The organism is Yersinia massiliensis CCUG 53443 (assembly GCF_000312485.1).
Taxonomy (GTDB): Bacteria; Pseudomonadota; Gammaproteobacteria; order Enterobacterales; family Enterobacteriaceae; genus Yersinia; species Yersinia massiliensis.
Genome location: NZ_HE997645.1, coordinates 448127 through 462860, shown reverse-complemented (window position 1 = coordinate 462860; position 14734 = coordinate 448127). Strand labels below are relative to the sequence as shown.

The window sequence follows — 14734 nt, the reverse complement described above, 5'->3', positions numbered from 1 at the left end:
ATGCGTGGATTGACACAGTTACTCCTGTTGCTGTTGGGTGCATGCTTGGCATTGTGGCTTATCCTGAGTTTCTGGCCATTGGGAACGAGCAGCCGTATCGCATTGAGCATGCTGGTTGTCATCCTCTGCGGGGGAGGCGGTTATTTTCAATGGCGCAAATACAACCGCTATAAAGTGGCCCACGAGTTCATTGCCGACTCAATATTGCCACCTGAAGATTTTCAGGGCGCAGTGGTACTGGTTTGCGGTGATAGCGATGCTCTATTTTCCGCATCTGCATCTTTTCGCGAAACCCGTCTAGGTTGGTATCTCGCGGTGAAGATGCCGGAACAATTACCGATCCTAGCGCAACATTTGGCCGTTGAACGTCCGGCGCTGATTGCTCAGATATCTGTGTTACTGGCTATCGTGCCGGAGCAGCATCAGGTTCGCGATGATTTTTCACAATCTGTGCTGGCTTGGCAACGGGCCATTGTGCAGTGCAAAGGATGGCTTGCGGGGATACCACCGGTCTGGGTCAGTATCTGGCTGTCTCCCTCTACGCTCCCATCAGTGCAGACTGAACGTTGGTATACGGTCACGCCAGGACAGAAAGGCATTCAGGTTCAGGAAGCTGGGGCTGGCGTCATGCCACTGGTTGAATGGAGTCAACATCAAGACCGGAACGTTCAGGAAAAATTGAGCTCAGTATTCTGGATGGAGAGTCTTTTATCTTGGCTTGATGAACATGTTCTTAGCGTCCTGACAAAGCGGCATGGTGATGTCCCAGCACTATCTCCGTGCGCATGGGGCTATTGCTTTACCCCAGTGAAGGCGAACCAAGGCAATCTGTGGCAGTCGCATATTCGGGGGATAACCACGCTGACCCCCGTGGCTATCCCGGTACAAGATTGTCTGCCGTTGCCAGAAGTGCTGCTGCCCTACCTGCCGCGCCGTCGTGGTGTCTCCCGCCTGATGCAGAGTTGGCAGATGGCCGGTGTGTTGTGCGGTGTGTTTTTATTGTTTGCCCTGTTGGCCTCATACATTAATAACCAACGTTTGGTCCAAAGCGTTAGCGATCATCTCTCGTTGTATAACCGGCTTACCGGCACGCCTCCAGCCCCTAAGACTCTGGCTCAGCAGCAACTGCGTGCGGATGCACACATGCTTGATGACTGGTTACGCAGCGGTGCGCCTATGCGTTTGTCACTCGGTCTGTATCAAGGGTTGCGGCTTAGGGCACCGATTGAGGTCGCTATCAATAGCTGGGCGTCTCCACCACCACCGCCACCCGTGATTAATCAAATTGTTCAGGGGCCGACAAACCTCCGTCTGGACAGTCTGTCTCTCTTTGACGTGGGGCAATCAGAACTTAAATCCGGCTCTACCAAAGTGCTTATTAATGCTCTGGTTGGGATTAAGGCGAAACCAAGTTGGTTGATCGTGGTGGCGGGTCACACCGATATCACGGGCGATAGTCAAGCCAATCAGATTTTGTCACTTAAGCGGGCGGAATCAGTGCGTAATTGGATGCGTGACACTGGGGATATTCCGGAAAGCTGCTTTGCCGTACAGGGTTATGGTCAGAGTCGTCCTTTGAAATCTAACGATACGTCGGAAGGTCGTGCAGCCAACCGTCGGGTCGAAATCAGTTTGGTGCCGCAGGCCGATGCCTGCCAGGTACCAGAAACAGTAAACCGGTCGCAGGAACAAGCGACCTCATTCAGAAAGTAATAAGGAGTTTTACATGGCAATTCCAGTCTATCTGTGGCTGAAAGACGACGGCGGTGCGGACATCAAAGGTTCTGTTGATGTGCAAAGCCGTGAAGGCAGCATTGAGATCGTGGCTCAGGATCATAACCTGTACATCCCAACTGATAACAATACTGGCAAGCTGACAGGCACCCGTATCCATACCCCGTTCATTTTCACCAAAGAAATCGATGCGTCGACCCCTTATCTGTACAAGGCGGTGACCACCGGTCAAACGCTGAAAACCGCCGAGTTCAAATGGTACCGCATTGATGACGCTGGCCAGGAAGTTGAATATTTCAACACCAAACTGGAAAACGTCAAAGTGGTTAAAGTCGCGCCGAAAATGCACGACATCAAAGATCCGGCGAAAGAGAAGCACAACCACCTGGAACTGGTGGAACTGCGCTACGAAAAAGTCACCTGGACCTTTAAAGACGGCAATATCATTCATTCCGATTCTTGGAACGAACGTACGACCGCATAGTTATCCGAAGCAGACGGTTTTCCGTCTGCTTTTTTTGTGTTTTTAGCGGAGTGTCGGTTTATCGGTATTGCGCTAAACACACTGACAATTTATCAGATGACCTTATGGGCCTTGGTTGATGGCTACGGGCGGTAGCATGCCTGACGCCAACTTCATCTGGCTATTTTACTTGCCATTTTGCACCTAGGCAGTGCTCGGCGCCGTCACGTACTGCGTGTACGCTCCGAGCCTTGCGCGCTGTCCGTGTGCAAACTGACGGCGACAATAACGCCAGTTGAAACCGGCTAACGTATTAGGTTTCGCACACAAGGAAGAGAATTTATGACCACGCATTCAGCACATTTATTACGCCGATTAAATCCTTATTGCGCTCAGGCACTGGCCGGTGCTGCAACCCTGTGTCAGACCCGCGCCCATGCCGAGATCACTATCGAGCACTGGTTGTTGAAATTGCTGGAACAAGGTGAAGGTGACATCACCGTTATTGCTCGCCGTTATGAGTGGGACATGGACAGCCTGTGGCAGGGATTACTGGCCCATCTGGAGACATTACCGCGCACGGTACAGGGCAAACCTCAGCTCTCAGCGGCATTACAGCAATTGATCAAAAGTGCCTGGTTAGATGCCTCGTTGCAGGAAAACGCAGATGCAGTGCGTTCCTCCCATCTCCTAGCGGCCCTGATAAATAAACCGTCATTATTGGTTGCCGATGCGGCTTGGCCATTACTCAGCTTAAGCACAACGCAACTTATTCGCTTGTTACCGCTGCTGGATAACCAATCTGATGAGCGTCCTGAAGTCCAGCAAACTGCGGCACTGGCAGACGCGCCGGTTAATTTGATGGATGAAGCCCCGACCACCACCTCCGCCAGTGGTCAGGCACAATTGAACGATGCGCTGCAAGCGGCGCTAGATAAATTCACGCTAGATGTGACCGCCAAAGCGAAAGCGGGGCAGATTGACCCGATTTTTGGCCGTGACACGGAAATCCGCCAGATGGTCGATATCTTGTCGCGTCGCCGTAAAAATAACCCGATTTTGGTCGGTGAACCGGGCGTCGGTAAAACCGCGCTGGTGGAAGGTCTGGCGCTGCGTATTGCCGATGGCAACGTGCCAGACAGCCTGAAAACCGTCAGCCTGCGCACATTGGATCTGGGGTTGTTGCAAGCAGGGGCTGGGGTGAAAGGTGAGTTCGAACAGCGCCTAAAAAATGTTATCGAAGCGGTACAACAATCGCCGACGCCAGTGCTGCTCTTTATCGACGAAGCCCATACCATAATCGGTGCCGGTAATCAGGCCGGTGGCGCAGATGCCGCTAACCTATTGAAGCCTGCACTGGCCCGTGGCGAACTGCGCACTATCGCGGCCACCACCTGGTCGGAATACAAACAATATTTTGAACGTGATGCTGCACTGGAGCGCCGCTTCCAGATGGTCAAAGTGGACGAGCCGGATGATGCTAAAGCCAGTTTGATGCTGCGAGGCTTAAAAGGCCGTTATGCCGAGCACCACGGCGTGCATATCCTTGATTCAGCCATTACGGCTGCGGTCACTTTGTCGCGACGCTTCCTGACAGGTCGTCAGCTGCCGGATAAAGCGGTTGACCTGCTCGATACTGCCGGTGCCCGAGTGCGCATGAGCATTGATACGCTGCCCGCTGCATTGATGGAGATTAACGCTGAACTGGCCGCGCTGGAGATGGAACAACAGGCCATTGAACAGGATGTGCTCTTGTTGCCGAACGTCGGTTCAACACGCTTACATGAGATTGATCAACGCCGTGCAGAACTGGTGGTTGAGCAACAGCAGCTTGAACAGCAGTATCAGGAAGAGAAACGACTGACTTCACTTATCGTCGAAGCACGTCAAGATATCGCTAACGTGGCGGATCTAGTCACGTTGCAAGAAGAATTAAGCCAGATTCAGGGGAATGCGCCGCTGCTGTCGCTGGATGTTGATGTCCGCACGGTAGCGACAGTTATCGCCGACTGGACGGGCGTCCCGCTGAGTAGCCTGTTGAAAGATGAACAGACCGATTTATTGCAGCTAGAAAGTCACCTCGCGACGCGCGTCGTTGGTCAGGATGTTGCGTTGGTTGAGATGGCACAGCGTTTACGTGCCGCTAAAACTGGCCTTACGCCGGAAAATGGCCCACTCGGCGTATTTCTGCTCGTTGGCCCAAGTGGTGTGGGCAAAACGGAGACGGCACTGGCATTGGCTGACACGCTATTTGGCGGCGAGAAATCGCTGGTCACCATCAACATGTCTGAATATCAGGAAGCGCACACCGTTTCTCAGCTTAAAGGCTCACCTCCAGGCTATGTCGGTTACGGTCAGGGCGGCATTCTGACCGAAGCGGTGCGCAAGCGCCCGTATAGCGTGGTGCTGCTCGATGAAGTGGAGAAAGCGCATCCCGATGTTATCAACCTGTTCTATCAGGTGTTTGACCGTGGCTTTATGCGCGACGGCGAAGGGCGCGAAATCGATTTCCGTAACACCGTGATCCTGATGACCGCCAATTTAGGTAGCGATCATCTGATGCAGTTGCTGGATGAGCGGCCAGAAGCCACCCACAGCGATTTGCATGAACTACTGCGCCCGATCCTGCGCGATCACTTCCAACCTGCGCTGCTCGCCCGTTTCCAGACACTGATCTATCGCCCATTGGATGCGACTGCACTGCGCACTATCGTCGAAATGAAACTGACACAGGTCGCTAAACGCCTTAATAAGCATTACGGTTTGCACTGCACGATTGAAGAGAGCCTGTATGACACGCTGGTCGCCGCCTGCCTGCTACCCGACACCGGTGCGCGCAACATCGACAGCCTGCTGAATCAACAGATTCTACCGGTACTGAGCCAACAACTGCTGAGCCGATTGTCTGAACAACAGCGCACCAAGTCGCTGACATTAGGCTGGGATGAAGAAGAAGGGATTGTGCTGGAGTTTGGTGGTGAAGGGCTAAACATTAACTAACCAAGAAAGTAGTAACCCCTAAAAGATAGGGGACGTAGCCAGCGCTGTTCGTTTATTGCCTAGGAGGATTACACCTATGGATACGGTTGAAGAACTTAACGGTACTTATTTTTTTAATGGATTAAATAATCTGACGGCTTATGAGTTGCTGTTTTGGATATTGGTGGATGAAACTGAAAACCAACTGGGTATCAAGGATATCGTAGGTGTGGCTTTGGTGATCCTAGGTAATAATAGTGTCGACGTACCCGGAAAGCCTAATACAGCAACGAAGGGAACATCGCATGCGTCACTTTTTTTCCGCAAACATCTCAGCTACAAATTCAAAAAACGTATCCTGCCGACATTGACAAAAAAATCCTTTTCGTTAAGCGGTGTCAAAGTGTTTTGGGTTAATAATCTGGGGGCATTTGCAGGAAGAGCGGTTCCCGTTTTAGGGTGGATTATACTGGCCACTGATGTGGCTACGATAAGCTTCAAAACCGTCAGCAAATATAACACCATCGCACGAGCGGAGGATAAAATCTGGTGAGCATGACAATCGAAGACAGCGTCAGAGAATTTGTCAAAAGCGAGCTACCGCTGGTGACTAGCCTGTTCATGAAAAAAATAGATATTGACGATGACACCCCCTTACAGAATTTGCATGAAGCAGATGATATCGCTGAAATGACAGAGAAGTTTTTCGCGCATTTTAATGTTCAGCCCGCCGGATTTTCCCTCAGTAACTATTACCCATGGAAGGTTAAATCCGTATTTTTTCGAAAAGCCATTAATCAAAACAAAATACCATTAACGGTTGGGATGTTTATTGAATCAGCCAAAGCTGGTCATTGGCTCTATAACTGAATCGGAAATAACTTCCCCTTCAAATCAACCTGTCGGCTGTTAACTGGCTATGCGGTGTGCAAACCCATGGAATACAGGTTGTTACCCCGGAGTAAAACCCATGAGTCTTATTGATACGCTTCAAAATACGCTGTCGGCCATCACCAAAACCACCCTGAATCGTTACCGCCTTGATATTCCCTCCTGCTCCTCTCCTCTCGATGTGGAGGATTTTGTGGGGACGGAAGCGATGAGTGAATTGTATTGTTACACGGTTCATTTCACCAGTACTGACAAAGACATTGATGCCAGTCAGTTGCTGCGCAAACCAGCCAGTTTGACAATGGGGGCTGGTTTGTTGCATGGCCTCGCGGAGCAAAAGGTGGTGCCTGGGGTAGTGACGAGTTTTGAGCGGGTCAGTGGCTCAAAAGACCAAGCCGTGTACCAGATAACGCTATCACCATTTCTGGCATTGCTGCGCAATCAATTCCGAACCCACCGTTTTTTTGTTAATAAATCGGTACCTGAAGTTGTCGAGCAGATACTTCAGGAACATGGTTTTAAGGACTGGGAATATGAGTTTGTCCTGAAACAGACCTATCCGAAACGTGAACAAATAAATCAATATCAGGAAAGCGACCTGGAGTTCATTGAACGATTGCTCTCAGAGGTGGGGATATTTTACTTCTTCAGTTTGCAGCCGGACACGCAGACTGAAGTGGTCAATTTTGCCGATAAGCAGAGTGCTTATGAGTTTGGCAAGACGCTGCCACTGAATAGCCCGTCAGGTATGAGTGACAGTGGTGCTGAGTCGATTTGGGGCGTGAGTGTACAGCACAATGTGGTGCAGGCTAACGTGACCACCAAAGATTATAACCACCGTGAAGCACAGAAAATACTTCAGTCCGGCAGAACCGATATGACACGCGGTGAGAGTGAAGGGGTGACCTATGGTGAAGTGTATCACTACAAACCTCGTCATCTGGATACTGGCGATAAAATTGATCCCACTGCTGAAACCGCCAACTTCTTAGCACGCCTCGATCATGAGCGTTTTTTATCAGCACAGACAACGATTGTTGGCTTGGGTAATGATACTACCCTCAGCCCAGGGCAGGTACTGACGATAACCGAAACTGTCATCGTCCCGACGCTTCCCACCGTTATGGACAACGGCGTCGTCATCACCGGCACCTTTTTTAGTGCCAGTCGCAAGGATGCATTAGTGGTGAACTGGATGGCTGTTCCCTACAGCGAAACGCTATGCTGGCGTCCGGCATTGCTTCCACGTCCAAAAGTCAGCGGCACGATGATGGCACGCGTGACCAGTGCGAAATCGAACGATATTTATGCCTGGCAGGATACCTCCGGTCTATATCGGGTGAAATTTGATGCAGATCAGGATGATAAGGCACAGGGGCAGGAGAGCATGCCGGTGCGGCTCGCCAAACCTTACGGTGGCGATGTGTACGGTATCCACTTCCCGCTGATACAGGGCACCGAGGTAGCGATAGCCTTCCATGACGGTGATCCAGACCGCCCGTATATTGCCCATGCTCTGCACGATTCGCGTCATACCGACCATGTCACCGAGAAAAATAATACCCGCAACGTGATCCGCACGCCTGCTTTCAACAAGCTGCGTATGGAAGACAAACGCGGAGAAGAGCATATCAAGCTGAGTACCGAGTACGGCGGCAAGACCCAGTTAAACCTCGGGCACAACGTGGATGCTCAGCGCAATTTACGGGGTGAAGGTGCCGAGCTGCGAACGGATGATTGGGTAGCGGTACGGGGGGGCAAAGGGGTGTTTATCAGTGCGGATAAACAGCCGTCTGCCGGTGGGGAGATGTTGGATATGGAGAGTGCCATTAGTTTGGTCAAAGGTGCGGTTAACCAAGTGACCGAATGGGGAGAAATTACTCAAAGTCACCATAATCTTCAACCTGATATTCAGAGTTTAAGTGATTATTTAAAGAGCGCGGATCAACTTCAACAGCCGGCAATGTTACTGAACGCCCCTAAAGGAGTTGGCGTTGTAAGCCCTGATGTCGTAATGCTTCAGGCAGGAAAAGCCTTATATGCTCAAAGTATGGGAGAGGTGCATATTGCCAGTACTAAGCGTATCGCTCTCAATGCAAGTAACGAGATTTCTTTATTGGCGCAAAATGAAGGGGTTCGATTAGTTTCCGGTAAAGGTCCCTTTGAGCTGGAATCTCATGCTGATGTGATTTCTGTAACTGCTCTGAAAGATATTATTATTCAATCAACTCAAGGGCATCTGCAATTAACCGCTAAAAATGGTATCACTTTGGCTTGCGGTGGCGCTTATATTCGCATGTCGCCTGATGGGCAAATTGAAATTCATAGTCCGGGCTTGCTCAGCCTGAAGGGGAATCATGTTTTGGAAGGGCCAGCCAGTCAGGATTATCCGTTGCCTGAATTACCCCAATCAGTTTGTAAAGAGTGCCTGCAAAAAGCGCAACAGGAGGCTGTAGGGTTTGTTGCGCGCTAACCGCGGAGGGAGAGAACATGGACGATAAAATTGAGGCCGCAATTCAACACTGGCTGATACAGATTGAGCAGGTATGCATAAGTACCGACAATCCATACGTAAATATCATTGTGGACCAGGCGGGTCATATTCCGTCTTTGATACCGGATTTAAAACGATTTCAGCCTGAGATTAGTTGGTGTTCGCTGTTAGAGAATGAACCTGAAAATATCTATATTGATGATGCCCCTGTTTTTTTACAGATACAGACAGATATCTGGCAACAGAAAGAGTGGCTGTCTGCTTTATTAAGACAATATCATGATCCTTCACGTGTTTTATTGTTCTTTTCTCTCTATGATTTTAAACAGCTTGCACAATATTTGCAGCGTCTAATCATTGCCGAGTGGGAGGGGCGCAAAGGTGTGATGCGGTTTTATGATACACGGATGTTTCCGCTATTGATGAATTCCATATTGACTGAACAGCAGCAGCATTATTTTCTGGATGCTGCTCAGCTCTGGAGTTGGCGTGATAGGGATGGTAAAAGTATTTGGTTGCCGGGGCAGATTCAGAGAGCTGTTGAGCTAAATAGTGATGTTTTATTAACACTAGACGATAAGCAATATGACCGACTTGGTTATATCAGTGATATTGAGTGTTTTAGTGATGTACATTTACGCCACTACCCGGAATTTTCCAGAGAAGAACTATTTCAGCATTTGTGGGCATCGGTGGATTCTATGGTTGAAAATCAGGTGGTAGATAATGAAGAATTTTTTATTGAGTATTTATCAAAAGAAGAAAAAATAATGTAATATTCATTTGTGTCTAGTGTGACTAATAATGCTGAATTTTAGTTTTTAAGTATTGAATTTCCATTAATTACCGGTGTAGATATGTTTGTTCTATTGTATTGTGTTTTAGTTGTTATTTATGACGTAATTGAAAGTTAAGGTGGATTCTTGAATTTTATTAGGGTTTTATTTTAGTTGTTTTTGTTATGTTTTGACTTGTTTCTTTAGGTTTCTTGTATATGCACCCATAATGAAAGTGCTATTAAAAATGGTATGCTGGTTCAATAGTGTCAAGAAGGGATGGAATATGTCATTAATAAATACGCTATGTAGATTTGTTTTTCCGGGAGTGTTATTGCTGACAATTCCTTTTATTGCTGCCTGTGATAATAAACCAGAAGTAACCTGAAGTGGCGGTGATTTACGCGGGGTTAATCATACTAATTTAGGAATCGCTCGTTTTAGTGTCAATAATTCTGGAGGTCCTAATATTCTCCCGTTTGGTGAGGGGGGAGGAGCGTGTTGCATATCGCTTCCTGATAAGTGGCAGCCAGAGTTAAAAGCCCATATTGAATGGGATGTTTATACTAACCCAGATTTGACAAAAGAGTTCCCAGGGTATCAGGATAAATATAATGCATGGGAAAAAAAATTAAAGGAAAGCATTGTCAAACATAATGCCATCATTGATATTCCAGAATATGGCGAAGACCGTTGTGGATTAACGGTGCATTTTTTAACCTGTAATAAAGTTAAAGTGACGACTTCATGTTGGAAGTATGGTGCAGAAAAATATCCAATAAAAGATCCACGTGAGATGAAGGAACCGCAAATATGTCCAAAATGACGGCTAGAAAAAGAGTGGTCGTGAGTTTTTTTACTGGTGTTTTGTGAGAATGTTAAATAACGCTATTTGATGTTTTTATAATTCATTATTTAATAATCTTCAGGGCTGAATTAAGGAATGGAACATGCCATTAGTAAGAACGTTATGTCGATATATCTTGCCGGGAGGGTTGTTGCTAATCATGCCTTTTATCGCTGCCTGTGATAATAAGCCAGAGGTAACCTGGAGTGGTGGTGATTTACGCGGAATTAATCATACCTCTGTTGCAATTAATAGTTTTAGTGTTAATGATTCTGGTGGCTCCAACATTTCCCCTTTTGGTGAAGGCGGCGGAGCGTGCTGTATATCACTTCCCGATAAGTGGCAGCCAGAATTAAAAGCTCATATTGAATGGGAAGTCGATCCAAATCCTCGTGAAAAAATTGCTAGAAGAACGGAAGGATATGGATATGACGATGAGGCTTATGCTCGTCATTCTGCTAACTATCAAAAACACACTGCCACCGTAGATATTCCAGAATATGGCGAAGATCGCTGTGGTTTAACGGTGCATTTTTTAACCTGTAATGAAGTTAAAGTGACGACTTCATGTTGGACGTATGGTGCAGCAAAGTATCCAATAAAAGATCAGCGTGAAATGAAGGAACCACAAATATGTCCAAAATGACCGCCACTTCCGTCTGGGCACCACCGGCATTTCCATTGACTGGCCGTTTGCCGGATAGTATTGATCAAGTTCAGGCTAATGTAGATTTACAATACCGCGAAGAAAAAGAATACCATTTACAGCTTAATGCTGAAATGGACAGAAATAATCCCAAACCCTGCTGTAAAAGTCTGCATATCAGTTTATTTTTTGATGGTACTAATAATAATGAAAAACACAGTACTGCAGCCAATCCCCCAAACCCGAGTAATATAGCTCGTCTTTATCATGCCGCCCTTGAAGATATTGATAGCGGTTATTATCGCTATTATATGCCCGGTGTTGGTACCGCCTTTCCTGAAATTGGTGAGCTGGATTTTAGTGACGATGGATTGCGATTTGCCACCGGAGGTGAAGCTCGGATTAACTGGGCATTATTACGTATTGTCGATGCCCTTTCTCATACGCTAATCGGTACCCGAATTGAGGATGGTGTTGCCAAAACGTTAATAAATGATTATCAGCGCCTGGCCAGCCGGTTGGGGGCTAACCCGAATTACGTGAAACGTCGGCGACAAGATATCTTTATTACCCTTCTGACGCCTTTATTAGCAGCCGCCAAAATTCATAAACCCAAGATACTCAAAATCAAGTTGTTTGTGTATGGTTTTTCCCGTGGTGCAGCAGAAGCCCGTACTTTTGTTAACTGGTTAACACACATCCTTGATGCAGAACTGCTGAAGAAAAAAACCGCGCGGCCGGAGTTGCTGGGGTTACCTATCGCGGTTGAATTCTTGGGGTTGTGCGATACCGTGGCCTCGGTCGGGCTGGCACATGTAGCGCCGATGGCTAACGGACATATGGGGTGGGCAGATGCCACTATGGCCTTGCCGGACGAGGCAAAATATCCCGGTTTTATCCAGCGTTGCTATCACTTTGTTTCAGCCCATGAGCAAAGGTTGTGCTTTCCACTGGATTCGGTACGGCGAACTCAGGGCAATTATCCTGCGCGTACTTATGAAGTTATTTACCCTGGTGTACATTCTGATGTGGGGGGCGGTTATGCTCCTGGAGAGCAGGGTAAGGCGTTACAAGATAGCGAGTTACTGTCACAGATTGTTTTACACGATATTTATGCAGTGGCATTTGCAGCAGGGGCCCCGCTAGCGGTTCCTGAAATGATGGTGCCATCTTATTTAGTTAATAGAAAACCATCAAGGATTCTTGACCCAAAAACTGATAAAGAATTTAACTTAGATAACACTCTTATCCAACGCTTTAACGCCTGGCGAACAACGTTAGCTCCTTTTTTGAATGGACGCGAAGATAAAGTTTATACACCTGTGATTATTGGCGACTCTTTAGAAAAAGCCATAGAAAATCAAATGGCTTGGATGACGGCCTGGCGAATTGGGCGTTTTGCTAATGGTAGTTATCAGTGGCAGCCTTTTTATATTGAAGCTCGAGAGAACAGTAGAGATGTAGATCCAAAAATTCGAATGGATAGCGAAGAGGAACGTAATAAAAAACAAAAGTCAGCGGAAGACGCCCGTAAAGCAAAAAATGGTAATCCCAACACTCCAGGGGTACCGATATTTGAACCTGCGTTGGATCAACAACAATTGATGGAAGGGGCCAATGAATTTCGTCAGGATTATGAAAGCCTTAGCCCGTTAACTGTGGGAATGTCGCGAGAAAATACCGGGGGAGTTATACAGGTATTCATAGATGATGTAGCGGGGCCTATTATCTATATTCTCAACACCGATGATCAAACCGCCGAATATACTCAGATGAAGGATGCTGGGAATAAATTAAAAACAAAACTGTTTAAGAACGTTGTTGGCGGCATTACTGATGATCCGCAACATGCCCTAGTCTGCGATCTATATGATAACCAGATCCATGATTCGCGGGCCTGGTTTATGCAATCAACTATGGGCATGCGGGAAATGTGGGCCGGTTATTTTCGTTACCGCATGATATACAGCGGTGATTATGCCAATAAAGAGACATCTATATTCCTGATTCCCAAGAAATATGGTGAAGTTACTATCGGCACGGCTCTTTACAAAACTGTGCAAGTTGGTAAGGCGCTAGATAAGGTGACAGATGCCGTAAAATCACTCCCGGATAAAGCTAAAAAGGGGGTAGACAATGCTGTCAATAACGCAACAGAGGCCGCAACTAAAGCAGTTAAAGAGGCAGCGAAAGAAACGGTCCGAGGGGTGCTTGATGGCCTCGGCAAAAAAATTAGTCCAACGATCCCCGGACTTACCTCATACAACATGTCAGTTTCTCCCGATTGTCAGGTAGTTAACGTGCAGGGGCAGGTTTTGTATCCTCAGCCAAAAATAACTGAGGTTTGTGCCCCTACCCATAATCTCGCTGAATTACACCAACAATATGAACAACTGGAACTGGCCCGTAATAACCAGAAAATGGAGGGGCTGCTCGCTGCTTTGAATAGCCCGTCCTCAGCAGGGGAGATCGCCTGATATGGGGGGATTGAAAAAGGTGATTCGCCGGGGAGATGTCTTGCGTGAATACGGAGGCGAGGTACTGGAAGGGCGTTATATGGTCTTCGGTAAACCTGTCTCGTGTGTTGGGGATGCAGTGAAATGCTATAAACACGGTTCAACGGTGATTACGGAAGGGGCGGCGGGTACCCTGTTCGATGGAAAGGCCGTGGCTTTGGACGGACACCACACCGCCTGTGGATGTACCTTAGTGAGTTCATTGACGGATGTGGATATTGCGTTATGAAACAACCGCCCAACTATCCCGATTATCGGGCGGTCGCTCCCCCGGTTAAACTGCGCTGGGGGATTGCCGCACTGGTAATAAGCCTGCTGTGCACTTTTATCACTGTTTGGGTATGGCCCCCAGATAAGCCGATTAGGTCGGCACCATTTTGGTTTTGGGTAGCGGTTTTCCCCCTGTTACTCATGAGTTTGTTATTTGCTGCTCGCAGTCTGATTTATCAGGTGGCATTGAGTAATCGGCAAAGTTATCGCGATGTTCTCCATCAGGCGTCTGAGCAATGGTGGGAGCACCGCGCACTGGGTCTACCATTGGAATCTCTGTGCTTATTAGGACCTCCTGGCGATAAACCTGAACATCATCTGGCTGTTTTCACGCAAGACGCGGTTCCACCGGCTCCCATGATGATAGCCGAGGGAATGCGGGTACTGCGTTGTCCGCAGGTCTTGGAGAATGATGTTTCACGCAGGGGGGCGGCATTGACCCGGCATTTGGTGCTAACCTTGCTTGACATATCGCCAGCCAATAGCGAAATAGCCCCTGTTTTTCACAAGGTTTACTGGTGCGGTACTCACGATCATGGACAACTCTTTACCCAGTTACTTTCTGAACAAGGGTGGCAATTCCAGACTCCTGCATTACCTTTCAATGATATCGACGACCTGGATAAGGCCATCGACGCTTTCCACGGTTTATCGGGTGACAAAAATGTGCGTTTGCTGTGTGCTGGGATTTATCAGTCCCATGCTGATGACCATACTCAGGTAATGGGGGAAGCCGGATTTGCTTGGGTGGTTGGGGGGCAGGGCAAATCAATCATTCATCGTGCTGAAAGACAGGATTCTTTAGAAGAAACACCTCAAATGCTTTCTCGGCAAGTTATGAAGTATGCAAACCTGACAGTGGTGCCCGAAGATTGTATTTCATTGCATAAAAAGGTTGCAGAAAATATGCAATCAAGTGAATGGCCTACACTGGGTCATATTATGCAACCGTTTTGGGGGGATTTACAGCAGGTAGCCCCATTTATTACGTTATCTATTGCTGCAATTCATAGTTTGGAAACACAAACAAACTGCGGATGGATAACGCAGGACAAAGCAGATAAATGCATTATCGGAGTAATTACCGTTGATTAAGAATAATGAAAATAAAGGGTCTG

11 protein-coding genes and 1 pseudogene are annotated in these 14734 nt (G+C 47.7%); all 12 read left to right on the top strand.

Features of this window, described 5'->3' with window-relative positions:
* The 12 genes and pseudogenes from BN68_RS14600 to BN68_RS14550 all read left to right on the top strand — a co-directional run bounded on the left by BN68_RS14600 (position 1) and on the right by BN68_RS14550 (position 14711).
* Positions 1-1713: an OmpA family protein gene (locus tag BN68_RS14600; protein WP_019211905.1), complete on the top strand. Its 1713-nt coding sequence runs from the start codon at positions 1-3 to the stop codon at positions 1711-1713.
* 13 nt (positions 1714-1726) lie between these two features.
* Positions 1727-2218: an Hcp family type VI secretion system effector gene (locus BN68_RS14595; RefSeq protein ID WP_019211904.1), complete on the top strand. Its 492-nt coding sequence runs from the start codon at positions 1727-1729 to the stop codon at positions 2216-2218.
* Between the two features lie 321 nt (positions 2219-2539).
* Positions 2540-5197, top strand: a complete 2658-nt coding sequence (tssH, locus tag BN68_RS14590; protein ID WP_019211903.1) for a type VI secretion system ATPase TssH — start codon at positions 2540-2542, stop codon at positions 5195-5197.
* 76 nt (positions 5198-5273) lie between these two features.
* The gene (locus BN68_RS14585) at positions 5274-5729 is read left to right on the top strand and encodes an STM2901 family protein (protein WP_019211902.1); all 456 of its coding nucleotides are present in this window, start codon (positions 5274-5276) and stop codon (positions 5727-5729) included.
* A 2-nt stretch (positions 5730-5731) separates the two neighbouring features.
* Complete coding sequence (locus tag BN68_RS14580; protein ID WP_081009556.1) at positions 5732-6046, top strand: DUF1493 family protein; 315 nt, start codon at positions 5732-5734, stop codon at positions 6044-6046.
* Positions 6047-6146: 100 nt separating this feature from the next.
* Positions 6147-8540, top strand: coding sequence for a type VI secretion system Vgr family protein (locus BN68_RS14575; RefSeq protein ID WP_019211900.1), 2394 nt, complete (start codon positions 6147-6149; stop codon positions 8538-8540).
* Between the two features lie 17 nt (positions 8541-8557).
* Complete coding sequence (locus BN68_RS14570; protein WP_019211899.1) at positions 8558-9337, top strand: DUF4123 domain-containing protein; 780 nt, start codon at positions 8558-8560, stop codon at positions 9335-9337.
* Positions 9338-9758: 421 nt separating this feature from the next.
* A pseudogene (locus BN68_RS23375) lies at positions 9759-10163 on the top strand (DUF3304 domain-containing protein); the annotation flags it as partial.
* Between the two features lie 124 nt (positions 10164-10287).
* Positions 10288-10830, top strand: coding sequence for a DUF3304 domain-containing protein (locus BN68_RS14565; RefSeq protein WP_042806771.1), 543 nt, complete (start codon positions 10288-10290; stop codon positions 10828-10830).
* Positions 10818-13307, top strand: a complete 2490-nt coding sequence (locus tag BN68_RS14560; RefSeq protein ID WP_019211897.1) for a T6SS phospholipase effector Tle1-like catalytic domain-containing protein — start codon at positions 10818-10820, stop codon at positions 13305-13307. The genes BN68_RS14565 and BN68_RS14560 overlap by 13 nt, the downstream gene beginning before the upstream one ends.
* 10 nt (positions 13308-13317) lie before the next feature.
* The gene (locus tag BN68_RS14555; RefSeq protein ID WP_042806833.1) at positions 13318-13575 is read left to right on the top strand and encodes a PAAR domain-containing protein; all 258 of its coding nucleotides are present in this window, start codon (positions 13318-13320) and stop codon (positions 13573-13575) included.
* Positions 13572-14711 carry a hypothetical protein gene (locus tag BN68_RS14550; protein WP_019211895.1) on the top strand — a complete coding sequence of 380 codons (1140 nt, stop codon included), beginning with the start codon at positions 13572-13574 and terminating at the stop codon, positions 14709-14711. Before BN68_RS14555 ends, BN68_RS14550 begins: the two co-directional genes overlap by 4 nt.
* Positions 14712-14734 lie beyond the last annotated feature (23 nt).

Coding starts and splice junctions, on each gene's coding strand:
- BN68_RS14600 (WP_019211905.1), top strand. CDS start 1: ATGCGTGGATTGACACAGTTACTCCTGTTGCTGTTGGGTGCATGCTTG.
- BN68_RS14595 (WP_019211904.1), top strand. CDS start 1,727: ATGGCAATTCCAGTCTATCTGTGGCTGAAAGACGACGGCGGTGCGGAC.
- tssH (WP_019211903.1), top strand. CDS start 2,540: ATGACCACGCATTCAGCACATTTATTACGCCGATTAAATCCTTATTGC.
- BN68_RS14585 (WP_019211902.1), top strand. CDS start 5,274: ATGGATACGGTTGAAGAACTTAACGGTACTTATTTTTTTAATGGATTA.
- BN68_RS14580 (WP_081009556.1), top strand. CDS start 5,732: ATGACAATCGAAGACAGCGTCAGAGAATTTGTCAAAAGCGAGCTACCG.
- BN68_RS14575 (WP_019211900.1), top strand. CDS start 6,147: ATGAGTCTTATTGATACGCTTCAAAATACGCTGTCGGCCATCACCAAA.
- BN68_RS14570 (WP_019211899.1), top strand. CDS start 8,558: ATGGACGATAAAATTGAGGCCGCAATTCAACACTGGCTGATACAGATT.
- BN68_RS14565 (WP_042806771.1), top strand. CDS start 10,288: ATGCCATTAGTAAGAACGTTATGTCGATATATCTTGCCGGGAGGGTTG.
- BN68_RS14560 (WP_019211897.1), top strand. CDS start 10,818: ATGTCCAAAATGACCGCCACTTCCGTCTGGGCACCACCGGCATTTCCA.
- BN68_RS14550 (WP_019211895.1), top strand. CDS start 13,572: ATGAAACAACCGCCCAACTATCCCGATTATCGGGCGGTCGCTCCCCCG.